This window comes from Kosakonia sp. BYX6 (assembly GCF_038449125.1).
GTDB classification, from domain to species: domain Bacteria; phylum Pseudomonadota; class Gammaproteobacteria; order Enterobacterales; family Enterobacteriaceae; genus Kosakonia; species Kosakonia calanthes.
On sequence record NZ_CP151800.1, the window covers coordinates 2135275 to 2159305 of the forward strand.

At 53.4% G+C, this 24031-nt stretch carries 15 protein-coding genes; 9 read left to right on the top strand and 6 right to left on the bottom strand.

The window, feature by feature from the left end; genetic code table 11:
• Window positions 1–13 precede the first annotated feature (13 nt).
• The 4 genes from AAEY27_RS10050 (at window position 14) to AAEY27_RS10065 (ending at window position 6731) form a co-directional block, all read left to right on the top strand.
• Window positions 14–442, top strand: a complete 429-nt coding sequence (locus AAEY27_RS10050; RefSeq protein WP_342325078.1) for a DcrB-related protein — start codon at window positions 14–16, stop codon at window positions 440–442.
• A 13-nt stretch (window positions 443–455) separates the two neighbouring features.
• On the top strand, window positions 456–4883 hold the full coding sequence (locus AAEY27_RS10055; protein ID WP_342325079.1) for an RHS repeat-associated core domain-containing protein: 4428 nt from the start codon (window positions 456–458) through the stop codon (window positions 4881–4883).
• A gap of 9 nt (window positions 4884–4892) precedes the next feature.
• Complete coding sequence (locus AAEY27_RS10060) at window positions 4893–5228, top strand: hypothetical protein (protein ID WP_342325080.1); 336 nt, start codon at window positions 4893–4895, stop codon at window positions 5226–5228.
• Window positions 5229–5633: 405 nt separating this feature from the next.
• Window positions 5634–6731 (top strand): hypothetical protein, encoded by a 1098-nt coding sequence (locus tag AAEY27_RS10065; RefSeq protein WP_342325082.1) that lies wholly within the window; start codon window positions 5634–5636, stop codon window positions 6729–6731.
• A gap of 151 nt (window positions 6732–6882) precedes the next feature.
• On the opposite strand, the gene fumA is transcribed toward AAEY27_RS10065, so the two are convergent.
• Together fumA and AAEY27_RS10075 are read right to left on the bottom strand one after the other, a co-directional pair.
• Window positions 6883–8532, bottom strand: a complete 1650-nt coding sequence (fumA, locus tag AAEY27_RS10070; RefSeq protein WP_342325084.1) for a class I fumarate hydratase FumA — start codon at window positions 8530–8532, stop codon at window positions 6883–6885.
• 52 nt (window positions 8533–8584) lie between these two features.
• Window positions 8585–10096 carry an anion permease gene (locus AAEY27_RS10075; protein ID WP_342325085.1) on the bottom strand — a complete coding sequence of 504 codons (1512 nt, stop codon included), beginning with the start codon at window positions 10094–10096 and terminating at the stop codon, window positions 8585–8587.
• 633 nt (window positions 10097–10729) lie between these two features.
• On the opposite strand from AAEY27_RS10075, the gene AAEY27_RS10080 reads away from it, so the two are divergent.
• Window positions 10730–13507 (top strand): flavocytochrome c, encoded by a 2778-nt coding sequence (locus AAEY27_RS10080; RefSeq protein WP_342325087.1) that lies wholly within the window; start codon window positions 10730–10732, stop codon window positions 13505–13507.
• A gap of 309 nt (window positions 13508–13816) precedes the next feature.
• Complete coding sequence (locus AAEY27_RS10085; RefSeq protein ID WP_342325089.1) at window positions 13817–14779, top strand: FAD:protein FMN transferase; 963 nt, start codon at window positions 13817–13819, stop codon at window positions 14777–14779.
• Here the strand turns inward: AAEY27_RS10085 and dcuR are convergent.
• Both dcuR and AAEY27_RS10095 read right to left on the bottom strand, forming a co-directional pair.
• A complete protein-coding gene (gene dcuR / locus AAEY27_RS10090) occupies window positions 14760–15479 on the bottom strand; it encodes a two-component system response regulator DcuR (RefSeq protein ID WP_342325091.1) in 720 nt (239 codons plus the stop codon). The genes AAEY27_RS10085 and dcuR overlap by 20 nt on opposite strands.
• Window positions 15476–17089 (bottom strand): sensor histidine kinase, encoded by a 1614-nt coding sequence (locus AAEY27_RS10095; protein WP_342325092.1) that lies wholly within the window; start codon window positions 17087–17089, stop codon window positions 15476–15478. Before AAEY27_RS10095 ends, dcuR begins: the two co-directional genes overlap by 4 nt.
• A gap of 173 nt (window positions 17090–17262) precedes the next feature.
• Between AAEY27_RS10095 and AAEY27_RS10100 the strand changes: the two genes are divergently transcribed.
• Entirely contained in the window at window positions 17263–18174 is a 912-nt protein-coding gene (locus tag AAEY27_RS10100; RefSeq protein ID WP_342325093.1) for an N-acetylmuramic acid 6-phosphate etherase, read from the top strand.
• Window positions 18175–18450: 276 nt separating this feature from the next.
• Entirely contained in the window at window positions 18451–20100 is a 1650-nt protein-coding gene (mqo, locus tag AAEY27_RS10105; protein ID WP_342325094.1) for a malate dehydrogenase (quinone), read from the top strand.
• 37 nt (window positions 20101–20137) lie between these two features.
• On the opposite strand, the gene uilS is transcribed toward mqo, so the two are convergent.
• The gene (uilS, locus tag AAEY27_RS10110) at window positions 20138–20998 is read right to left on the bottom strand and encodes a UilS family quorum-quenching N-acyl-homoserine lactonase (RefSeq protein WP_342325095.1); all 861 of its coding nucleotides are present in this window, start codon (window positions 20996–20998) and stop codon (window positions 20138–20140) included.
• Window positions 20999–21419: 421 nt separating this feature from the next.
• On the opposite strand from uilS, the gene AAEY27_RS10115 reads away from it, so the two are divergent.
• On the top strand, window positions 21420–22226 hold the full coding sequence (locus tag AAEY27_RS10115; RefSeq protein ID WP_342325097.1) for a S1 family peptidase: 807 nt from the start codon (window positions 21420–21422) through the stop codon (window positions 22224–22226).
• Window positions 22227–22252: 26 nt separating this feature from the next.
• On the opposite strand, the gene AAEY27_RS10120 is transcribed toward AAEY27_RS10115, so the two are convergent.
• Entirely contained in the window at window positions 22253–24019 is a 1767-nt protein-coding gene (locus AAEY27_RS10120) for a sigma-54-dependent Fis family transcriptional regulator (RefSeq protein ID WP_342325099.1), read from the bottom strand.
• Between the last annotated feature and the right edge of the window lie 12 nt (window positions 24020–24031).

The window sequence follows — 24031 nt, forward strand, 5'->3', positions numbered from 1 at the left end:
ATAGGTTTCTATTATGGAATATATTCTCCAGGAAGGTTCCTTCTCTCTTTTTTCTGCCAACTGGCAGGACACCAGCATGACCCTGCTTCGCGATGAGGAAAGCGGTCTATCGCTTATTGTCAGCCGTGGGGCGATCCCTGACGGCAGCGACTTTGAAAAAGAATTCCATCGCCAGTGGGACGTGCTGCGTTCGCAGATGGGCGAGATCACGCAAAGCGAATTTCAGCGCGTACTTGTCGGGCAAAACAATAAAACCCGCGCAGTGGAAGTGGAAACGGTATTCGTCCGTAACGATCAGCAAATCTGGCAAAAGCAGTTTGCCGTTCAGGTCCCGGGTGCTGCGGTGGTGATGATCTTTACTCTTTCCGCTCTGCGCGCCTTCACGGATGAAGATTCCGCCCGCTGGAGCGCCATCAAACAAAGTCTGAAGCTGCACGAATAACGGAATCGGTAGCATGAGCGACAAACACGCCGCCCGCCAGGGCGATCAAATTATTCACTCCAGCGTTTTCGCCGATATCACAAGCCTGGTCGCGGAAGGTGTAGCCTATGCGGCGATCGGTTCGGCAGTGGCATTTGCCGCAACCGCCGCAGCGCCGCTGTTGGGCGCAGGTGCCGCCGCTGCCAGTGTGGCCTCTATCGGCTCAAGTTGTATTTTGAGCGGCATTGTCGGCGGCATCCTCGCCAATGTCGCCGGGATCACGGATGACATTAGTCATGCAGCCAATAGCCTTGGCGACGCATTGTTCCCTCCTTCTCCTGCGGGAACCATTGTTACCGGCTCATCGAATGTGTTGACCAACAACAAGTTGGCAGCGCGGGCTGCCGGGGAATTAACCTCCGGCGAAACGCCGCCCGCGCAGCCGCAATCGGCGGAGAGTTTTGCCGACTACGCCGGGGTGTTACTTGCAGGGGCGAAACATTTTGGCAGTGAGATGTGGCAGCCAACGGTGGGCTCGGTGGACGCCGGAACCTCGCCGCTGGAACAGGATAAAGTTGTCTGCGACAAACACGCGGGTCCGCAATACCTGGCGCAGGGTTCCAAAAGCGTATTCATCAACGGGCAGCCCGCCGTCAGGGCGAAAGACAAAACCACCTGCGAAGCGGCCATTTCCGATGACGTCTCGCCAAACGTGATTATCGGCGGCGACACCCTCACCGTACGTGATATCAAAAGCGGCAAAGTGCCAGGGCTGGCGGTCGCGATGATCGCGCTTTCTTTGGTCCGTGGTCGCCCCGGAAAAATACTTAAAAATATGCCCTGTGCACTCGCTTCTGCGGGGAGCGGCATGCTGGCGGATATGGCGGTTAATGCTGTTTTTGGCTCATCGCACCCGGTGCATGCCGCAACAGGTGTAAAAGTCCTTAACGATGAAAATGAACTCGATTTTGTCTTGCCAGGACGTTTTCCGCTCCAATTTCAGCGTAGTTACAACAGCCTGACCACACGCGTCGGGCTTTTTGGCCTCGGCTGGGCGACCGTTTTTGACAGCTACCTGGCTCTGAACGGCGAAGAGGTCACCTGGTTCGATGAAACCGGACGTGAATTACGTTTCGAACTGCCTTCGGTCACGAGCGCGTTATACAGCATTAGCGAAGGGGTAATCATCCGCCGCAACGAAGCGGGTGATATTGCCATCGCTGATGATGACGGCGCGGTCTGGCGGTTGTTTAAGCCGACGCGGGAAAACCCCGCGATTCTGCGGCTGGCATCGCTCAGCGATGAGTACGGCAACGCGCTGGAAACCGGCTGGGATGAGCATGGCAGGTTGGTGCGCATTCACGATGCGCCTTGTGCTATAGACGTGTCGCTGGCGTATGAGGATGACCGTTTTCCTGAGCGGATAACATCTGCCAGCCATTTTGACGGTGAACGTCACTGGCCGCTGATGCGCTGGGGCTACGACGCGCGCGGGCAACTCACCACGGTGACCGATGCGACAGAGATTGTCCGCCGGGAATTTCGTTACAACAATGATGGGCTGATGGTCTGGCACCGCGTAGCCAGCGGGCTGGAGAGCGAATATCGCTGGGCGATGTTTGACCATTGGAGAGTGATCGAAAACCGCACAAATACCGGAGACGGCTGCCGCTTTGCCTACGATCTCGATGCCGGTTTAACCACTGTTACGCACTATGACGGCCATGCGCGTCAACATTACTGGAACACACAGGGGTTGATTGTGCGTTTCGTTGATGAGCGCGGTGAGAGCTGGCGCTTTGAATGGAATGACGATGAGCAACTGACTCGCCGTGTTGATCCGCTTGGCCACGCGATGACCTTCGTCTATGACGAGATGGGTAATCGGGTGCAAGAAACCGATGCCGAAGGGCGCTCTCGTTTCACGCACTGGTTGCAGAACCGCGCGCTGCCTGCGGTGATTACCGAACCCGGCGGCAGCGCAACATGCTTTTATTACGACGAACATTTCGGCCTGGCGCGTACCGTGGATGCCCTCGGGCAGGCAACAGTCCGGCGACGCGATGAATTTGGTCAGGTTATTGAAGAGTTTGATGCGGCAGGAAACCGTCGGCAGCAGGAGTATAACGACGCAGGTCAGGTCATCCGTGAAACCGATTGCTCCGGGCATGTCACGCGTTATCACTATCATCCTCTGGGCTGGTTGCAGTCCATCCAGGCGGCAGATGGCGAAGAGACGCGCTACCACTACGATGCCGCAGGACGCCCTGTACAACTGGAGCGGGCGGAAGGTTGGCAGGAAACGCTGGTCTGGAACGAGCAAGGTCTTCCGGCGCAGCATGAAGCGCCGGACGGTAGTCGCAGTGAATTTCGCTATGACACGACCGGCCGATTGGTTGCGACACGCAACAGCATGGGGGAGGAGATCCGCCGCAGTTGGGACAGCCGCGGACGCCTTATCGCTCTGCATAATGAGAACGGCGAAGCTTATCAGTTCCGCTGGGGGGCGGATTCTCTGTTGCTGGAAGAGCAGGGGCTGGATGGTGTCATAAGCCGCTATACCTATGATGCCTGCGGACGCACGCTGACGCGCACGTTTGCCGCCGATCATCCGCAAGCGATAACGCATCGTTTCAACTGGAGTACGGCCGGGCAACTGCTCGCGCGGACAACGCCGGAAGGGCAGACGCGCTGGCACTGGTCTGCGACAGGGGTTCCTGAGCGCATCAGCCAGCATCCGCAACTTGATGAAAACAGCTGGAGCACGCAAGCCGAGCAAGAAATTATTTTCACTTTTGACGCGCTTGGACGTGTGACGGGGGAGCAGGGGGAAAATGGAACCCTGGCCTGGCGCTACGATGCGCTGGGCAATCGCACGTCTACGCAGTTGCCTGATGGACGCGCGTTAAAACATTTTTATTACGGCAGCGGCCATCTGTTGAGCATCGTGCTGGATAACCTGCCGATCAGTGATTTCAGCCGCGATACATTGCACCGCGAAGTGAGCCGAACGCAAGGACTGCTGACCACCCGCAGCGACTACGATCGTCTCGGGCGGCTGCATCATCGTGATGTTTTTACTGGTAATGCGCAGCGCCCGGCGCCGCGCCGCTGGTCACGCCGCTGGGATTACGATCATCGCAATAACCTGGTTCGTGAAGAGCGCGACGATAATCCGTTCAACTGGTATCGCTGGAAATATGACGATGCTGGACGTCTGTTAACACAGGATGGCACGCTGCCGGGCCAGGAGCAGTGGCGCTGGGACGGCGCAGGTAACCCGGTGGATAATCCGCTGCAGCAAGCTGTTCAGCACAATCGCGTGACACAGTTGAATGGCATCCGCTGGCGGTATGACATCCATGGGCGCACCGTAGAAAAGGATAACGGTCAGACGTGCTGGCACTACCGTTATGACGGCGAGCATCGTCTTACGGATGTTATCAGTCAGTCTCGCGATCGTAATAAGCCGCAGGTGCAGGTCAGCTTTCGCTATGATCCGCTGGGGCGACGTATCAGTAAAACGCGGCGCCAGATGCGTGCAGGCCAGGCGATCGGCCGCACTGTTACCACGCGTTTTGTCTGGGATGGTTTCCGGTTGTTGCAGGAAATCCACGACAATGTGCCGCTGACGTATGTCTACAGCGACCAGACGAGCCATGATCCGCTGGCGCGCATTGACGGCATTAACGATCCGGAAATTTACTGGTTCCACTGCCAACCAAACGGTACACCGGAGCGCCTGACCGATGCCGAAGGGGAGATCCGCTGGGAAGGGCAAAACAGCGCGTGGGGTAAACTGTTGCGCGAACCTCAGCTGCGCGCGCCGGAATACGCCCAGAATCTGCGCATGCAGGGGCAGTACCTGGATCGTGAAACGGGCTTACACTACAATCTGTTTCGTTACTACGACCCGGACTGCGGCAGATTTACTCAGCAGGATCCGATAGGTCTGGCAGGTGGGATAAACCTCTACCAATACGCGCCAAATGCGCTCGGGTGGGTGGACCCGTGGGGGTTGAGCCAGCGGAAATGTTCTAATACCAACATACATTCAGGAAACAACACGTCTAATATTAGACATCAATCTGGTTCAGCAATAATCCACTGGCATGACAATCGCTCACGGAATAATAGATTTGGTCATTATTCTGTTGAAGTGAAGATTAATGGCATGAGTTTACATACACACCAAGCAGGAGCGCCGGGAGAATTAACAATGATAACCACTCGCGGTTTTGAACGTTTACCTCCAGCAGCAAAAATGGCCGAACTTAAATTGCCGAAAGCTGATGAAGCCGTTAAATATTTGGGTGGGGTGCTAGATAAAAATGGACCTATTTATGATCTTAAAAATCAAAGTTGCGTGACACATGTCTGTGATGTCTTAAGAAGTGGAGGGGTAGAGGTTCCTACTGAACCTGGCGCGCAAATGAAGTTTCTTTTGAAATTATTAAAATAAGAGGTGGTTATGTTTTCATTATGCCCAATTCATTCTGTTGCTCGAGATGTTACGGTCTCAAAAAATATAAGCAAAGCATTAGAGGGAAACGTAATTATTGAAGGTGTGGTAGAGGTAGTGATTGTCATGCCTGATGAGCATATGGCAAAAGAACATCTATTTGTTGACTTGGAATTGTTGAAAACTCTTGGCATAGAAGAAAGGAGTGGCATTGTTTTATATGATAGAGATAAAACTAATAAAAAAATGAATGATAGATTGGTTATTAATAAGTTGTCAGGGTATCTCTGCAGCGCATGTCCTATTTGTTTAAGTGAAAAACTGGGTTTAAAATCATCTATCTAATTATTAGCCAAAATCAAACCTCCAGTGGGAAATATTTAGATAACCTGGAACTACTCGAAAGCAAAAGTACAATAGCCTGTAAACAAGCTGCCAAAAATGGCTCACCAGTCAAAGCAGGTCATATAAAAATAATACCCAAAAACAAACTTGATGTTATTTAAAGGGTTTTAAGTAATGCTACCGCTTGAGGGTAATTATTGAGGTTACATGCCGCTATGTGTACTGAAATAGCTAAAGTTATTTATTCACAACGAGCTTATTTCGCTTTAATAATGTCAGGTAGTAAGTATATTATTTCTGCATTGACTTCTAACCTTTATCCAAATTTACATTTGGATTTTAGTAAGGCCATAATCTATTAATTGCAATACTAATATATTTAACTCTAAGGAACGAATCCACAATATGCATCGTATCAACCCTGATAAAAGCGAACTGCTTCCTGCTTTTTTGGCTTGCTTATTATTCGGTTCATCCTTTGCTATTTCAGCAGAACTTCATCTCAATCAATATGACAAATTAGAAACCATTGAAGGTGTTACTTCGAACAAAGAAGTAGAAGCACAACTCAAGAAACTGTTGGGCGATAAGTACGACGACTTCATTCTTAATTTCGATCTTTATGGTGAACCACATCATACGGCAGACGGCGGGTTGTTTGTTGAAGGGTTCTTGCAGCACCTTGCGTTAGAAAACGCGTCTGCTTTCGTCATCTATCCGGATGGCAAGTTGTCTGCCGCGTGGGTATTACCGGGCGAAAAGATGATTCACTACCGGACAAACCGCGCCGAGAAAGGTATTAATCGCGATATCCAACAGTGGGCGAGCAAGTTTGATGATAAGACATTCGAGACATTGCCTGCGCAGTCTGCCGATCTCTTTTCCGGCAAATGGCAAGGGGATGACGATTTCACATCAACATTCAGCCTCAAACTCTTGCAGCAGAATAATAAACTCACCGGCTCATATTGTTTTATTACCCGGGGCGGTAACCGCATCGATTGCGCTGATGAAGAGCAGAATAATCTCTCTGGTGAGGCCAAAAACAATGTTGCCACCATCACTTTTGATTCCACTTTCGGTGGAAAAAATGGCAAAGCAACGTTGGTTGTCGATGGAGAAAAGATGCAATGGCAGCTTACTCAGCCACCGGCAAAGGGCAATTACTATGCACCGGAGTCTTATCACCTCGTAAAAGATCACGCCAATGCAGGCGCTGCCGCGCGATTGCTGAGTACCAGCAAATTCACTATTGCTATCCGCAATAACTGTGGCGTGTTCAGTACGCCCTGCGATGACATGCTCTACACCGGCGTGCGAAACAGCGATAACACTATGATCAGCCTGAAGGGCAAAACGGTGCGGGGTCGCGACAACCGCGTTGTTGGTTCCGAATTCAGCAACGGCAATGTCACCTATCGGGTCAATTACCAGCCACCAGAACTCATTGTGGCGCAGGGTAAAAAGATCCTCGTCAACCAACCTGCGCAATGGCAGAAGTAACACTCATCTAAGGCTATATAAACGATACGTGAAAATCGCTGAAGAGAAGGGGATGCGATTGAAATGATGAATGTTGATGGACAGGTAATACGCCTAATCGAATCGTGAATAAAAACCCCCGGCAGGTTTCCTCTCCGGGGGTTTTTGTCATTTAGCGCTGGCTACAGCCTGTGCACTGTCTGTTCTGGATCTGCTGGAAGAAGTCATTGCCTTTATCATCCACCAGGATAAACGCCGGGAAGTTCTCCACTTCAATCTTCCAGATAGCCTCCATACCCAGCTCTGGATAAGCGACGCATTCGAGGCTCTTAATGCTCTGCTGCGCCAGTACCGCCGCCGGGCCACCAATGCTCCCCAGATAGAAGCCGCCGTGTTTAGCACAGGCATCTGTTACCTGCTGGCTGCGGTTACCTTTCGCCAGCATAATCATGCTCGCACCGTGAGATTGCAGCAGATCAACGTAGGAATCCATACGGCCCGCGGTGGTTGGGCCAAGTGAACCAGACGCATAACCCTCCGGCGTTTTTGCTGGGCCTGCGTAGTAGATCGGGTGATCTTTCACGTACTGCGGCAATTCTTCGCCGTTATCAATCAGTTCTTTCAGTTTCGCGTGGGCAATATCACGCGCCACGATAATGGTGCCGTTAAGCGATACGCGCGTAGAAACCGGGAATGCGGAGAGCTGTGCGAGGATCTCTTTCATCGGCTGATTTAGATTGATTTTCGCCACATCACCTTCGCCCTGCTGGCGCAGTTCTTCCGGTATGTACTGGCCCGGATTGTGCTCCATCTTCTCAATCCAGATCCCTTCGCGGTTAATCTTCGCTTTGATATTACGGTCGGCAGAGCAGGAGACACCCATACCAATCGGACAGGATGCGCCGTGGCGCGGCAGACGAATTACGCGGATGTCATGAGCAAAGTATTTGCCGCCAAACTGGGCGCCCAGGCCCAGATCCTGTGCTTCTTGCATCAATTCCTGTTCCAGTTGCACATCGCGGAACGCCTGGCCGTGCTCGTTGCCTTCGGTCGGCAGACCGTCATAGTAGCGCGTGGAAGCCAGTTTCACGGTTTTCAGCGTGGATTCTGCGGACGTTCCGCCAATCACAAAGGCGATATGGTACGGCGGGCATGCCGCGGTACCGAGGGTACGCATTTTCTCAACCAGGTAGTTTTTCAGCTTAGCCGGGGTGATCAGCGCTTTGGTTTCTTGATAGAGATAGGTTTTGTTCGCTGAACCGCCGCCTTTCGCAACGCACAGGAATTTATACTCATCCCCATCCACGCTATAGAGATCAATCTGCGCAGGCAGGTTCGTGCCGGTGTTCACCTCGTTGTACATATCCAGCGGGGCGTTCTGTGAATAGCGCAGGTTATCTTGGGTGTAGGTGTTATAGACGCCGCGTGCCAGCGCCGCTTCATCGCCGCCGCCGGTCCATACGCGTTGACCTTTTTTCCCCATAATGATTGCCGTGCCGGTGTCCTGGCAGGTCGGGAGAATCCCTTTCGCGGCAATTTCCGAGTTACGCAGGAATTGCAGAGCAACGTATTTGTCGTTTTCGCTCGCTTGTGGGTCGGCCAGGATCGCAGCAACCTGTTTCTGATGAGACGGACGCAGCAGGAAAGAGGCGTCATGGAAGGCCTGTTGCGCCAGCAGCGTCAATGCTTGTGGCTCAACCTTCAGCACTTCCTGACCATCAAAATCGGCGATGGAAACATGTTCGCGGCTCAGCAAATAATATTCCGTATTGTCTTTCGCCAGCGGGAACGGGTCCTGATAAACAAAAGGTTTGTTCGACATAGCTCTTTACTCCATAAAAATAAAACCGCCGGGCGAACCCGACGGTTGTGAATCAGAACATCATGGTAATCCACGGATAACCAATCAACAGCAGGGCGGCAAGGAAGATGGCACCGAAGATAGTGCCAAGACGCCAGTAGTCTTTCGTCGGCAAATAACCGCTGCCGTAGTAAATCGGGCTTGGGCCTGTACCGTACGGAGTGATTATGCCCATCACACCGAGCGAGGTGCACAGTACCAGCACGACGACTTCCATATTAATGCCCGGGATAGTGGCGGCGATGGTCAGCATCGCTGGCAGCAGGGCGGTGGTGTGCGCAGTGGTGCTGGCAAACAGATAGTGCAGCAGGTAGAACGCCAGCAGCAGGGCGATAGTCGCCATCCCCGGAGAAATACCGGCCATCAGCAGGCCGCCTTCTTTACCCAACCAGGCGATAAAGCCGGTAGAGGAGAGGCCGTCAGCCAGTGCCACCAGGGTGGCGAACCAGACAAAAGTGTTCCACGCCGGTTTGTTGCTGGTAATGTCGTTCCAGGTCAGCACGCCGGTCCACAGCATCAGCACCACAACCAGCAGGGCAGCCAGTGCCGGTTCGATAAAGTCGGCGGCAAAAATCCACATCAGCAGCGCACAGCAGACAAACACCAGCAGCAGGATTTCATTACGGGACATCTTGCCCAGTTTTTCCAGCTCACGGCTCGCCCACAGCGGCACTTCATCATTCACTTTCACTTCTGGTGGATAAAAAATGTAAGCCAGCAGTGGCATGGTCAGAATCAACAGGATACCCAGTGGCAGGAAGGCGATAAACCAGGTGCCCCAGGAAATGTTAATGCCCACGATGCTTTTCACCAGCGCCAGCGCCAGCAGGTTCGGTGCCAGCGCAGACAAGAACATTGAACTGGTGATACAAGCCGCGGTTATCGCTACCCACATCAGGTAGGAACCGATACGGCGCGAACTCGGATCGTTAGGTTTAGAACCGTACAGCGGCGGCAGGTTGGCGATGATCGGGTAGATAGTCCCGCCACTGCGCGCTGTGTTGGATGGTGTAAACGGTGCCAGAAGCAGGTCGGCGAAGGTGATGGCGTAACCGAGCGTCAGGCTGCGGCGGCCAAGGTATTTCACCAGAATCAGCGCCAGGCGACGACCGAACTGCGTCTTATCGTAACCGGCGGCAAACATAAACGCGCCGAAGATAAGCCAGACGGTGGAGTTACCGAAACCGCTAACCGCCCATTTAAAGGACTGGCCTGCCAGCTTGAATTTCGGGTCCGCCAGTTGCTCCGGGCTAAACAGCAGCCACTGGCTACACAACGCGATAACCACCACACCGGTCATACCGATAACGGCGCCCGGTAACGGCTCGAAGATCAGGCCGACAATGACGCCGACGAAGATCGCGAAGTAGTGCCAGGCGAAAGGCGGTAACCCTTCCGGCACCGGAACAAACAGCAGGAGGACGGCCACGATAATAGGCAGCGCCATCATTATCAGGCGGTTTTTATTTCCGGCCTTTGCACTATCTGCATTGGCAGAGGGTGAAGTTGTTGTTTTCTCGTTCATAGTGAGCATCTACAAGTAGTTAAAAATTCGGATGTGCAATGGAATAGATTTGCGATTTATTTAGTTTCAAAAGTTACTTTAGTTATTAATATCGCGCTTTCTTATTCCGTATGCGGTTACTTAACGCAACTTTTACGGCGATAAATAAAAAATCTGAGTGTTTTTATATATTGCTCTTCCACTCGAGAATACTCTTGATTGAGATCAAGAAAAAGAAAAGAGTAGTCCTTTTTTTAATATAAAGAATACCCACAATGAATTATGTGGTTAATTTCACAAATTGAGATTAAATGTTAAATAATGGAGCTGATAAAAAATCTCATTTCGCCTGTTTTTGTTGTAACTTACTGATAATTATAATTTTGTATTGTATAAGCAAAAACTAAAGGTACAAAGAAAAGTAATCGCAATGTTACCGGTAATTAAATATCTGTAAATACAATATTCAAAAATGATAATACAGTGGAGGTAGCTGTGTTATTAAGGGGGTTAAATACTTTTATAACTAACGTAATTAATTTAGTAAATAGAATTCGCGGTATATTAAATACACGACGCCAGGATTAAAAAGAAAACGAAAAATAAATCCGTCACCGAATTCAAATTTTTCAATTTTAGATGTGGAGTTTTATTATGACCAGCAACGAACGCATTCTCAGCCCTTTCACCTTGCCTAATGGCGCGGAACTGAAAAACCGTTTGTTAATGGCACCTATGACCACCTGCACAGGTTATTTCGACGGTACTGTCAGCAGTGAGCTGGTGGAATATTATCGTGCCCGCGCAGGTAGCATCGGTACCATTATTGTTGAATGCTGTTTTGTCGATGATCTCGGGTTGGCATTTCCGGGTGCCATCGGCATTGATAATGATGAAAAAATAGCGGGCCTGGCGAAAATCGCTGCCGCTATTCAAGCCGAAGGTTCGAAAGCGATTCTGCAGATTTACCACGGCGGCCGCATGGTTGAACCAAAACTGATCGGCGGTCGTACGCCGGTTGCGCCAAGTGCCATAGCTGCGCCGCGTGAAGGTGCAGCGATGCCGGTCGCGCTGACGACTGCCGAAGTGGAAGGGATGATCGGGAAGTTCGGTGAGGCCGTGCGCCGAGCCATTCAGGCCGGTTTTGATGGCGTCGAAATTCACGGCGCAAACACCTATCTGATCCAACAATTTTTCTCGCCGAATTCAAACCAGCGTGATGACGAGTGGGGCGGCAGCCGCGATAACCGCGCGAAGTTCCCGCTGGCCGTGCTGGATATCACCCATAAAATGGCGCGTCAGTACGCCGACGACGCCTTTATCATCGGCTACCGTTTCTCGCCGGAAGAGCTGGAAGTGCCCGGCATCCGCTTTGAAGACACCATGTTCTTGCTGGAAAAACTGGCTGCGCGCGGTGTTGACTATATGCACTTCTCCTTAGGCGCGGCGCTGCGTCCATCCATCAACGACACCACCGACCCAACGCCGTTGATTGAGAAATATTGCGCAATGCGTTCTGACGCGCTGGCGCAGATCCCGGTAATGGGCGTGGGCGGTGTCGTCAACGCCGCTGACGCTGAAGAAGGGCTGGATCACGGCTATGATTTGATTGCCGTGGGCCGTGCCTGCATCGCTTATCCGGACTGGGCTGAGCGCATCGCTAATGGCGAAAATCTGGAGCTGTTTATCGACAGCACGCAGCGTGAAGCGCTGCAAATCCCGGAACCGCTGTGGCGTTTCTCACTGGTGGAAGCGATGATCCGCGACATGAGCATGGGCGCGGCGAAGTTCAAACCGGGAATGTTTGCTGAAACCGTGCAGGATGACAGCAACGAATTAGTGATCAACGTGAGTCTGGAAACCGATCGCATTGTCGATATTGAACTGGCTTCCGGCCCGATAGGAAACGTTGAATTCACCAGTAGCTTCGACGAGATTCGTGGCCGCATTCTGGATGCGAACTCCCCGCATGTTGATGCGATCTCCGGCGCGACCAGCCAGAGCGAAGCGGTCAAAAAAGCCGTCTCGAAAGCGATGGTTAAATCGAGCAAAGCACGCGTCGTGGAAGAGGGCGGCGATGTCAGTGCGCCGAAGAATTATGACGTTGTTGTGGTCGGTAGCGGCGGTGCGGGTCTGGCAGCGGCTATTCAGGCTCATGACGAAGGTGCCAGCGTACTGATTGTCGAAAAAATGCCGACCATTGGCGGTAACACGATCAAAGCGTCGGCAGGCATGAACGCGGCGGAAACCCGCTTCCAGCGTGTGAAAGGCATTCAGGACAGCAAAGATCTTTTCTATGCTGAAACCCTGAAAGGCGGCGGTAACAAAAACAACCCGCAACTGCTGCGTCGATTTGTGGAAAATGCGCCGGAAGCCATCGAATGGCTGGCGCGTCGCGGCATTATGCTTAACGACATCACCACCACTGGTGGGATGAGTATTGACCGTACACACCGTCCGCGCGATGGATCGGCCGTCGGCGGGTACCTGATTAGTGGCCTGGTGCGTAACGTCACCAAACGTAACATCGACGTAATGCTGGATACCTCGGTTGAAGACATTCTGTTCGAACAAGGCGAAGTGCGTGGCGTGCGTTTGCTCACTGACGAGCAGGAAGCCGTCAATGTACAGGCGAAAAGTGTGATTGTGGCAACCGGTGGTTTTAGCGCCAACAGTGCGATGGTAGTAAAATATCGCCCGGATCTGGACGGTTTCGTGACCACCAACCATAAAGGCGCGACCGGTGCGGGTATCGCACTGCTGGAGCGTCTGGGGGCTGGTACTGTCGATATGGGCGAAATTCAGATTCACCCGACAGTAGAACAAAATACCTCGTATCTGATTTCCGAATCGATTCGTGGTGGCGGCGGTATCCTCGTAAGCCAGCAGGGTAACCGCTTCTTCAACGAGATGTCGACCCGCGATAAAGTCTCAGCGGCGATTATCGCGCTGCCGGAACATTACGCGTATATCGTGTTTGACGAACATGTTCGTTCAAAAAACAAAGCAGCGGATGAGTACATTGCCCGCGGTCTGGTGACCAGTGCGAGTTCACCGCGTGAGCTGGCGGATAAACTGGGTATCGATTATCACGCGTTCCTCGCAACACTTGAACGCTACAATGGTTTTGTGGAAAAACAGCTCGACGAGGACTTTGGCCGTACAACCGCGCTGCGCGCCCCGATTAACGAAGGTCCGTTCCACGCGATCCAAATTGCGCCGGGCGTGCACCATACGATGGGCGGTGTCACCATCACCACCGATACTGAAGTGTTGAACACCGAAAATCAGGTGATCCCTGGTGTGTATGCGGCGGGCGAAGTGGTTGGCGGCCTCCACGGCGGCAACCGTATCGGTGGTAATGCCGTGGCCGATATCATCATTTTCGGTTCTCTGGCGGGTCACCAGGCAGCAATGCGCGCCAAACGGTAACAAGTTGCCGGGTGGCACAGCGTTTACCCGGCCTACAAACCCGTAGGCCTGATAAGCAAAGCGCCATCAGGCAATCAGCATTGATAAACTATCGCCGGATGGCGGCAAATGCCTTATCCGGCCTACGGGGTTCGCGCCAGATTTGTAGATTAGTAGGCCTGATAAGTGAAGCGCCATCAGGCAACCAGCATGAATAAACCATCGCCGGATGGCGGCTACGCCTTATCCGGCCTACAGGGTTCAAACCCGATTTGCAGATTGGTAGGCCTGATAAGCGAAGCGCCATCAGGCAATCAACAGGAGTAGGCGATGTCCGATAACCGTGTCTGGAGCTACTCTGCTGTACTGATGGGTTCGCCCATTCTGCTCAAACTCTTTACCCACGATGAAACCCTCGCGTCCCGCGTCTTCGCCCTGATCAAACGCTACGAAGACCTGTTCACCGTAAACCGCGCCGATTCCCAGCTCATGGATATCAACCGCGCCGCAGGACGGCATCCTGTGGTTGTCAGTCGCCCGGTATTCGAACTCATCAAATGCGCCAAAGCCGCCAGCATGGTGCACAACAGCGCGTTCAACCTGGCTATTGGCCCATTGGTCAAACTCTGGCGCATCGGCTTTAAAGGCGATTGCGTCCCGCCCGCTGAGGAAATTGCCGCGCGGCTGCGCATCACACGTCCGCAGGACGTTATTCTTGATGAGGCCGCCGGGAGCGTGTTCCTGGCGCAGGTGGGCATGGAGATCGATCTTGGCGCGATCGCCAAAGGGTTTATCGCTGATCGAGTGCGGGACTATCTGCATCAGCAGGGCATCCACAATGGGCTTATCAACCTCGGCGGTAACGTGCAAACCCTTGGAACGCCGCAGGGAAACTGGTCAATTGGGGTGAAAAAACCGTTTGCTGAGGCCGACGCGCTGGTGGGTTCGATCGAAGTGGTTAACAAATCGGTGGTGACTTCCGGGACTTACGAACGCTATTTCGAGCAGGATGGTAAACGCTGGCACCATATCCTCGACCCGCGCAATGGCTACCCGTTGGATAACGAACTCGACAGCGTCACGATCATCTCAAGCGACTCCCTCGACGGCGATATCTGGACCACGCTAATCTTCGGGCTTGGCGTCGAAAAAGGTTGTGCGCTGCTGAAACAACGCGATGATATTGAAGCGATTTTCGTCACCAAAAACCGCGACATTATCCTTTCCTCACAGCGCCAGTTCCGTTTTACCCCTCTCGACGACAGCTACCGGCTTACTGACAGTACTGTTTAAGCAGGCCGTACTGCTCAGCAATCAATTGATAACGGTACACCGGGCGACCAGTCGCGCCGTAGTGAATGGTGGTATAGAGAATATTGATCTGCGCCAGCCAAATCAGGTATTTCCGGCACGAAACGCGCGAAATATTCACGGCGCTCGCCAGCTCATCCGTTGAAAATTCAATCCCTGGATGGCTATCAATCCACTGGCAAATAGTGCGCAGGGTTTGCGCCGTTAACCCCTTCGGCAGCCGCCGCGTATCCGCCACTTCTGGTGCGCCGCCGTGCAACAGGCGGTCAACGTCGGACTGCTCGTAATAGGGGTGAGCATCCATCAGTTTGCGCTTTTCGCGCCAGGTGGTGAGCGCCTCTTCAAAACGCGGGAACTGGAACGGCTTAATCAAATAATCCACCACGCCGTAATGCAGCGATGTCTGGATAGTGGCGGCATCGGCAGACGAGGTGATCATAATCACATCGATAGCGCGACCGCTGGCGCGAATCGTTGGCAGCAAATCGAGGCCGCTGTCTTGCTGCATATAGACATCCAACAGCACTAAATCGATTTCACGTAACGGATCGTTAATCATCTCCTCGGCCTGGCGTAGCGTCGACGCCGTGCCGCAGCACTGAAAACCGGCAATCTGCGCCACATACATGCGGTTCAGCTCGGCTACCATGGCATCATCGTCAACTATTAATACATTTATCACGCGGTCTTCCTTTCACTATCCCAGGGGAGATGGACAAAAAATTGGGTAAAGACACCGGGTTCGGACTCAACGGTAATCGTGCCGCCAAGCTCGGTAAGCTGTTGGCTGGCAAGGAACAGCCCAACACCCCGGTTATCGCCTTTGGTGGAGAAGCCTTTGCGGAAAATCGCGTCGATATCGCCCGGCGCAATGCCCGGCCCGTCATCGCTCACTTCTCCCGCCAGCCAGCCGTCCTGATAATGCAGCAGCAAGCTGACTTCGCCTTCCGGCTGGTCGCTCATCGCATCCAGCGCGTTCTCAATCAAATTTCCCAGCACGGTCACCAACACGGTCACCTGCTTCTCGTTCGGGTTATCCGGGACCAGGCTCTCATCCGCCAGCGCCAGCGTAAAGCCGCGCTCTTTCGCCCGGTTGATTTTCCCTAACAAGAACCCCGCCACGACCGGGGATTTAATGCGATGTTGAATCGCACCGATTTCGCTCTGGTAATTCTGCGCCGTTTGCAGCACGTATTCCTCAAGCTTGTCGTAACGTCTCATATTCAACAGGCCGAGAATGACATGCAACTTGTTCATGAATTCGTGCGAGGTGGCTCGCAAGGCATCGACATAATTGACCATCCCGTCGAGGCGCTGCATCAACTGGCTGACCTCAGTCTTATCGCGGAAAGTACTGATTGCGCCGATAATGTTCTCCTGGCTGCGCACCGGCACGGTGTTGCTCAATAGCAGCAGGCCGTTGCAACCTAACTCGCGGTCATAAATCGGCACGCCGGTTTGCAGCACGTCGAGCAGATCCGCCAGTAACGGTTCATGCCCCGCTGAACCGCTCGCGTTGGTGAGCAACATCCGCCGCCCGGCATGATTAAGCAACGTCACGCGCCCGTCGGCATCAACAGCAATTACCCCTTCTTTCAGGGACTGCAACATCGCCTGGCGTTGCTTAAACTGGGCGGAAATCTCGTGTGGTTCCAGCCCTAACAATATGCGTTTCAACACCCGCACCAGTTGCCAGACGCCGATTACGCCCATAAAGGCGCTAAACAGCAGTGTCCACATCACCGCCCAGCGGCTGCGGCTGACTTGTTCGTCCACCTTGCTCAGCGAAATACCCACCACCACAACGCCGATTTGCTGGTATCGCTCATCGTAGACGGGCGTAAAAACGCGCAATGCCGGGGCCAGCACGCCGTGGTTAATCGCCACATTCTCTTTGCCTTTCAGTGCCGGAAGCAGGTCGTCGCCAATAAAGTTTTGCCCAATGATCCCCGCGTTCGGGTGCGAATACCGGATGCCCTGCATATTGGTCACCACGGCATACAGCAGGTCGTTACGCGCAGCGACGGCCTGGGCCAGCGGCTGGATAACGTTGCTGGTGGGCGGCAGCAACAAACCGCGCTTAACCTCGGGCGCATCGGCGAGGGTGCGGGCAACGGCCAGCGCTGTCTCTTTGACGCCATCGCGCGTGGCATTGCTTATCTGCCAGAACCACAGCGCGCACGCCAGTAACAAAACCGATCCGGTGACGCTGCAAACCATCAGCGTGACCGTGGTGCCGAGCTTCATAGGGCGTTTACGTGGTTTTGCCGCTGGCGGCGATAAGTGATTCATGCCAAACCCGATTATTAACAACGAGGGGCGTATTATCACCGATGGCGGCGGTTTCATAAAGCAGAGTAATGAATGCACATCTGACAAAGGAAACGGGAAGCGTGACCTCATTCGCAGGTAAGGCAGAGAAATAACCTTATAGTGCGTGTGGAACCTTTGAAAAGGAGCAGTGTATGAGCAGTAAGCCAAACGGTTCAATGACAGAACGTCGCAACCCTCGCTCGACCGATATCGACCGGCTCGCCACCCTGGACATGCTGGCGCTTATCCATCAGGAAGACAAATATGTTGCAGAGGCCATCACCGCCTGCCTGCCGGAAATCGCAAGGCTGGTGGATAACGCCAGCGCGACGGTTCACCAGGGCGGCAGAGTCGTGCTGGTTGGTGCCGGAGCTTCCGGGCTGGCGGCGCTGCAAACGGCCCGTGATTTCGCACCGGATAATCACCACGATGTTATCGGCCTGCTGGCCGGTGGCGCACAGGCGAAAGGGCCTGAACAGGCGCGCGCCGCGGCGGATTATGCGCGTGGAATTGCAGATTTACGGGCCATCGACTTTAACCCTCGCGATATGTTAGTGGCGCTTTCGGTGAGCGGTAAAACGCCGTGGACGAGCGGGGCGCTGCGCCATGCCTGGTCGCTCGGCGCGCGTGTCGCGCTGATTACCCGCACCCAGCAGAGTGAAGCCGCGCAACTGGCGGATATTTTGTTGGCGCCGGACGCCGGGGCGGAAGTGGTGAGCGGCTTCAACGAACCCAAAGCACGTCTCGCCCAGCAGCAGATATTGACCATGTTGGCAACCGGCCTGGCCATCCGCACCGGTCGGGTGTTCAGCAATTTGCGTGTTGATGTGCAAGCGAGCGATACCCACTGGGCCGAGCGGCAAATCGCGATTGTTATGGCGGCAACGCAATGTTCCCGCGATCAGGCGAAAAGCGCATTGGCGAGCGCGAATCATCACTGTCGCAGCGCCATTTTGATGTTGCTCACCGGGCTGGATGCGGCCCATGCACAAGCGTTGCTGGCGGAAAATAACGGTCATTTACGCGTTGCGCTTCATGAGGCAAAAACAGAATTTGCCGGGTGATCACTGCGCATTATCGGTTGCATTGCGCAGCCGATAATGCCTCCTCTTTTTTATTTCTTACGCTTTATTGTTAAGCCGTTTTTTATTTCATCGGCTTAAGATAAATTCCACGAAAATAATTTCCTCACAAAAAGTAGTTGTGATTTTTTTAATTTAAAAAAGCAGGGGAGAAATAAAGCCAAGGTTTGGCAAAGATGTGAATGATATTTTAAATTAACGTAAAAGTACGTTAATATCTGCGCCACGAATTCCTCATTGCTATGTAACTTTATAATTATGCCTGCAATTAAAAAGACAATTATCACCCTGAGCGCCGTCGCGATGCTCGTAAGCTCGGCGACCAATGCGTTTGCCCAAGAGAATCAAAAGACTGACTTCCTGCTGATTGGCGGCGGCATCATGAGTGCCTCGTTAGGCACCTGGCTGCAAGAACTGCAACCGGAGTGGAAACAGGTGATGGTCGAGAAGCTCGACGGCGTTGCGCTGGAGTCTTCTAACGGCTGGAATAACGCCGGTACCGGTCACTCTGCCAACATGGAACTGAACTACACGCCACAGCGTGCAGACGGTTCGATTGATGTCAGCAAGGCGCTGGAAATTAACGAACAATTTATGATTTCCCGCCAGTTTTGGTCTTCCCAGGTGAAGCGCGGAATTTTGAATAACCCGCACGCCTTTATTAATTCCACGCCGCATATGAGCTTTGTGTGGGGCGATAATGTGGATTACCTGGCAAAACGTTATGCCGCATTGCAGCAAACGACGTTATTCCAGGGTATGAAATTCTCGACCGATCATCAGCAAATTAAGCAGTGGGCTCCGCTGGTGATGGAAGGGCGCGATCCGAACCAGAAAGTGGCCGCCACCTGGACGCCGGTAGGCACCGATGTGAACTACGGTGAAATTACCCGTCAGTTGGTTGGCAGCCTGAAAAAGAGCAAAAACTTCTCGCTGCAAACCTCCTCTGAAGTGACGGATTTTAAACGCAATGCCGATAATTCCTGGCATGTAACCATCAAAGACGTGAAAAGCGGCGACGAACATTCCATCGACGCAAAATATGTCTTTATCGGTGCCGGCGGCGGCGCGCTGAAATTGTTGCAAAAAACCGGTATTCCGGAAGCGGACAACTACGCGGGCTTCCCGGTGGGCGGTTCCTTCTTGATGACCGAAAACCCGGCTATCACCAGCATCCATCAGCAGAAAGTGTACGGTCAGGCTTCTGTGGGCGCACCGCCGATGTCCGTTCCACATATCGATGCGCGCTTTATCGATGGCAAACGTGTGGTGCTGTTCGGGCCGTTCGCGACCTTCTCCACCAAGTTCCTGAAAAACGGTTCGTTCTTTGATCTGTTGAGCACCACGACCACCAGCAACTTTATGCCGATGACCCACGTAGGTCTGGATAACTTCGATCTGGTGAAATACCTGGTTGGCCAGGTGATGCTGAGCGATGAAGACCGTTTCGACGCGCTGAAAGAGTACTATCCGCAGGCGCGTAAAGAGGACTGGAAACTGATCCAGGCCGGCCAGCGCGTACAGATCATCAAGAAAGATGAAGACAAAGGCGGCGTGCTGAAACTCGGCACCGAAGTGGTTGTCGATCAGCCGAAAACCCTTTCTGCGCTGCTGGGCGCGTCACCGGGCGCATCCACTGCGGCGCCGATCGCCCTAAATGTCATCAAGAAGATGTTCCCGGAGCAGTTCAACTCGCCGCAGTGGCAGAGCAAGATTAAAGAGATCGTGCCGAGCTACGGCCAGGAGATGAACGGCAACGTGGCGCTGACGCAGCAGGTGTGGGACGACACCGCTGCGACGTTGCAACTGGTTAAGCCGCCGGTTATTCAGATGAAAGACCAGGTCACGGCTGAAAAACCGGCAGAACCGAAAACGGAAAACGCGCCTCAGCACGACATGGCGCTGTAAAAGAGAAGGGCGCACTGCGGTGCGCCTTTTTTATGCCTTACAGATGCGCGCGAAACCAGTCGGCCTGCACGCGGCTGACACGTTCGAAATGCTCGCCGCTGTAGATGTCGTAGTGACGGGCATCGGGTTCTTCATACAACTGTTTTTCCTGCGCGGCGACAGCGTCAAACAGCGCCCGGCCATGTTCCGGCGGGTTAACGATATCCTGCCCGGCAATCACCACCAGTGTTGGACACGTGACCTGTGCGGCATACTGCGCCGGTTTATAATGCAAGGTTTCCTGAACGGTCAGAAACGGGATCTTGATGTCCATCTCCGGGAAACGAACACGGTATTCTTCAAAAAAGGCCTTCGATTCGCTGTCTGAAACCACGCGAGTGATGGCTACTAACATCGTTTTCCCGGTTGTTTTCTGCTTTTCCGCCATCTTGTCCAGCGTGGCGATAAACCCGCTTTTCTCTTCCGCGCTCATATGGCCGGTAACGATGGCTTCCCCGTCGGCAAACGCCAACTGGCTGACCACGCATTTGATTCTGCTATCCTGCGCCGCCGCCGCAAAGACATGGCAGCCACCAAATGAAGTGCCCCACAACCCAATACGATCGGCATCAAGCGCAGGCTGTTGGCGCGCCCACTCCACCACAGAGAGAATATCGGCGATTTGCATGGTCGGGACCAGGCGACCACGTTCACCTTCACTGTCGCCAAACCCGCGGTAGTCAAATGTCACCGTCGCGAACCCGGCCTGAGCAAACGCTTCGGCAAAAGCGGGAAGGAGAATTTTGCGGATGCCACAGAATCCATGGCACAAAACGATGGTCGGGTGCGGTTCCTGACCGGCGGGGAGATGAAGCGTAACGGCAATGCCAGTGGTGAGCAGGTGTGTTGAAATATCCATAGCGCTTATGATTACCCCTTTCATTATTTATCTGAATTATCAAAATGTTAGCAGTAAAGGTGTATAGTAACTGCCTGCTTGCTATTTCTCCACACGCCGACAGCACACGCTGTCCATTTTGTGCGGCCACGCACGGTATTCCAGACGTTGGCAATTAAAGAAAAATTTAAGCTTTACCCTTAATTCCGATCTTCGCTGTAAAGCGCGGCAGTGTAAGTGACCTGTCCGCATTATTAATTCATTTAAGAATAATCGCAACAACTGGAAAAATATCTCTATTTACTTCAATGTTTATGCTTTGTATATTCGCCACGCTTTTATATCAGAAATAATATCCGCAGATCAGGATTACGCTATTTATTAAATAGCGCTGCTGACCCTGGTAATATCGTTGATATCAGAATTGTTTTGGAGAATAACAATGAGCACTAAGAATTTAAGGGCGGCGCTTTGCGTCGCTGCCGCTCTATTGCCGTTAAGTATGATTAACGCCGCTTCAGCGAATGAAAAATTGGTCAGGATCGTCAACGGCACACCTGCTCAGGCTGGTGAATTCCCGGAGTTTATCACCATCAATGCCAACAACACGCTCAGCGGACACAAGTGCGGCGGCGTGTTGGTTAACGCGCGCTGGGTGTTGACTGCCGCACATTGTGCCGCGGTATTCGATCCCGCAACGGCGAATATTTTAGTCGGTATCGAAAGTTATGAACCGTTAAAAATAAAAGACAGTGTGACCATTGAAAAAGTGGTAATACATCCTTCCTACGATACAACGACAATGGAAGGAACAGCTAAATATGATCTTGCGTTAATTAAATTGACCCGTGACGCAAATAGCTCAAATTTCGCAACGCTTACCGGAATTAATACACCGGATACTCCGCCAGCAGCACTGGAGGATATTCCGCTGACAGGCATCGGCTTTGGTGATAATGAAAACGGCATCAGACCCAATGTGCTTTATAAAGGTCATTTAAGCGTGCTGGCCGATAACATGTGCACCGATGTTCCGCAGTTCTATCCGCCAACTTATTATGATCCCGCGATGCATATTTGTGCGGGATACGCCACAGCTGGTGGCGATTCCGGCGGTCCGCTGTATGCAACCTATAACGGAACGCGCTATGTCGTCGGGCTGGTCTCGCGTGACTTGATTCTGCCTGCGCAACAGTTCACTCGCGTCAGTTACTATGCGGACTGGATCGCGAACACCACCGCAGAGTAAATCAGCAACCGGGCAGGCGTTGCCGCTCAACTGTGCATCAGCTTGTTTTTCTCCAGACGCCGGTACAGCGTGCTACGGGAAATGCCCAGTTTTTTGGCCGCAAGGCTCATATTGCCTTGCGCCTCGGCAATCGCCTGCTGTTCATCTGCGTGCCGCGCCGGTTCAGCGAATTGCGCAGGTAAAATTTCACCCGGCAAATCCGCAAGCGTAATACGATCGCCATCCTCTGCCAGCGCCATTAATACGCGTAACTGACTTAACAACTGCCGCACATTTCCCGGCCACGGGCGGCGGGCGAGGGTGGTGACCACCTCATCACACAGCGTCAGGCCGCGGTTTGGCGCGCCAAGCTCCTGCCACAGCTTGTGAATAAAGCCTTCGACATGCAGCCATTCGCGCAGCGGCGGAATGCGTAAATGAAATTCCTGAATGCGATACAGCAAATCTTCCCGAAATGTCCCGGCGTTAACCCGCGCGCCCAAATCCTGGTGCGTGGCGCAAATCAGCGCAAAGTTGACCTCAACCGTGCTGTTCGCGCCAAGCGGCGTCACTTTTTTCTCCTGCAACACGCGCAATAAACGGGTTTGCAACGCCAGCGGCATATCGCCGATCTCATCCAGAAACAGGATACCGCCGTCGGCTTCGCGGCATTTACCGATATAGCCTTTCGGGCTGGCACCGGTGAACGCACCGGCAACATAGCCAAACAGTTCAGACTCAATCAAATGTTCCGGCAGTGCGGCGCAGTTAATCGCCACGAAATTCCCCGCGCGCCACTGGCTGCGCTGGTGGAGTTCGCGCGCCAGGTGCTCTTTGCCGCAGCCAGTTTCGCCGGTGATGCAAAGCGCAATTCCGGCATTCACAATGCGCAACGCTTTCTCTTTCTCGCGCGCATTTTCATCTTGCTGATGAGCAATGCTGCGCGCGCTGAAGCGGCGTGCTGGCAGCGTCTGGCGGGCATAGTAGTGGCGACGGTTGCTGGACTTGAGCGCCGTTTCGCCTGCCCGCAGATTAATGCCTGGAAACAGGGTGTGAATATCCAGCGCGCCGAACTGGTTTGCCGTCAGCGAAAACTCATCCATCGCCAGCTTGTTGGCACCGAGCAGGGTGTTGTCTTCAAAAATCAACACCAATTCCTGGGCGCTGCCGAGCACCTGAGGATCGTGGTGCAGGCTGAGCAACCAGCGATCGGCGCCGAGCGCACTGCTCGCCCAGGCATGTTCAATTTGGCACACCGCGCGGCGAATCAGCGCAGCAGCATCATGGCGCGGCGCCTGCGCGGGTGTCGAGAGATCCAGCACCCCGGCGATACGCCCATCCGGGCGGAATATCGGCGCGGCAGAGCAAAACAACCCGGCGTTGCGGCTGAGAAAATGTTCGCCGCCTGCCACCTCGCAGTGACGTTGTAACGCTAATGCCGTGCCGATGGCATTGGTGCCGCGCGCAGGTTCGCCCCATAAATTGCCGGGCGCGAGCGCATAGCGCTGCGCTTTATGCAGAAAATCGCGATTGCCATACGTTTCGAGCACCAGACCGCTGGCATCGGACATCACCATAATCGACGGATGGCTGGAGAGTTCCGGGCGCAGGCGCGCCAGCATTGGCGCAACCAGCTGGTTGATCCAGCCATTTTCAGCGCGGGCATCTTTCAGCATCGAGGAGGCAACCCAGGGCTGCGCGTCATCCTCTCGGGTCAATCCGTAACTCGAACTGCGCTGCCATGAGTCTTCCAGTTGATAAGGCAGGCTCGCCTGGTGAAAGGCGGGGGATAAAGCGCGGGCGCGTGGTGCCATAGGACTCTCCGA

What these genes read in the sequence shown, in the direction of transcription:
- AAEY27_RS10050 (WP_342325078.1), top strand. Translation starts at nt 14, where the DNA reads ATGGAATATATTCTCCAGGAAGGTTCCTTCTCTCTTTTTTCTGCCAAC.
- AAEY27_RS10055 (WP_342325079.1), top strand. Translation starts at nt 456, where the DNA reads ATGAGCGACAAACACGCCGCCCGCCAGGGCGATCAAATTATTCACTCC.
- AAEY27_RS10060 (WP_342325080.1), top strand. Translation starts at nt 4,893, where the DNA reads ATGTTTTCATTATGCCCAATTCATTCTGTTGCTCGAGATGTTACGGTC.
- AAEY27_RS10065 (WP_342325082.1), top strand. Translation starts at nt 5,634, where the DNA reads ATGCATCGTATCAACCCTGATAAAAGCGAACTGCTTCCTGCTTTTTTG.
- fumA (WP_342325084.1), bottom strand. Translation starts at nt 8,532, where the DNA reads ATGTCGAACAAACCTTTTGTTTATCAGGACCCGTTCCCGCTGGCGAAA.
- AAEY27_RS10075 (WP_342325085.1), bottom strand. Translation starts at nt 10,096, where the DNA reads ATGAACGAGAAAACAACAACTTCACCCTCTGCCAATGCAGATAGTGCA.
- AAEY27_RS10080 (WP_342325087.1), top strand. Translation starts at nt 10,730, where the DNA reads ATGACCAGCAACGAACGCATTCTCAGCCCTTTCACCTTGCCTAATGGC.
- AAEY27_RS10085 (WP_342325089.1), top strand. Translation starts at nt 13,817, where the DNA reads ATGTCCGATAACCGTGTCTGGAGCTACTCTGCTGTACTGATGGGTTCG.
- AAEY27_RS10095 (WP_342325092.1), bottom strand. Translation starts at nt 17,089, where the DNA reads ATGAATCACTTATCGCCGCCAGCGGCAAAACCACGTAAACGCCCTATG.
- AAEY27_RS10100 (WP_342325093.1), top strand. Translation starts at nt 17,263, where the DNA reads ATGAGCAGTAAGCCAAACGGTTCAATGACAGAACGTCGCAACCCTCGC.
- mqo (WP_342325094.1), top strand. Translation starts at nt 18,451, where the DNA reads ATGCCTGCAATTAAAAAGACAATTATCACCCTGAGCGCCGTCGCGATG.
- uilS (WP_342325095.1), bottom strand. Translation starts at nt 20,998, where the DNA reads ATGGATATTTCAACACACCTGCTCACCACTGGCATTGCCGTTACGCTT.
- AAEY27_RS10115 (WP_342325097.1), top strand. Translation starts at nt 21,420, where the DNA reads ATGAGCACTAAGAATTTAAGGGCGGCGCTTTGCGTCGCTGCCGCTCTA.
- AAEY27_RS10120 (WP_342325099.1), bottom strand. Translation starts at nt 24,019, where the DNA reads ATGGCACCACGCGCCCGCGCTTTATCCCCCGCCTTTCACCAGGCGAGC.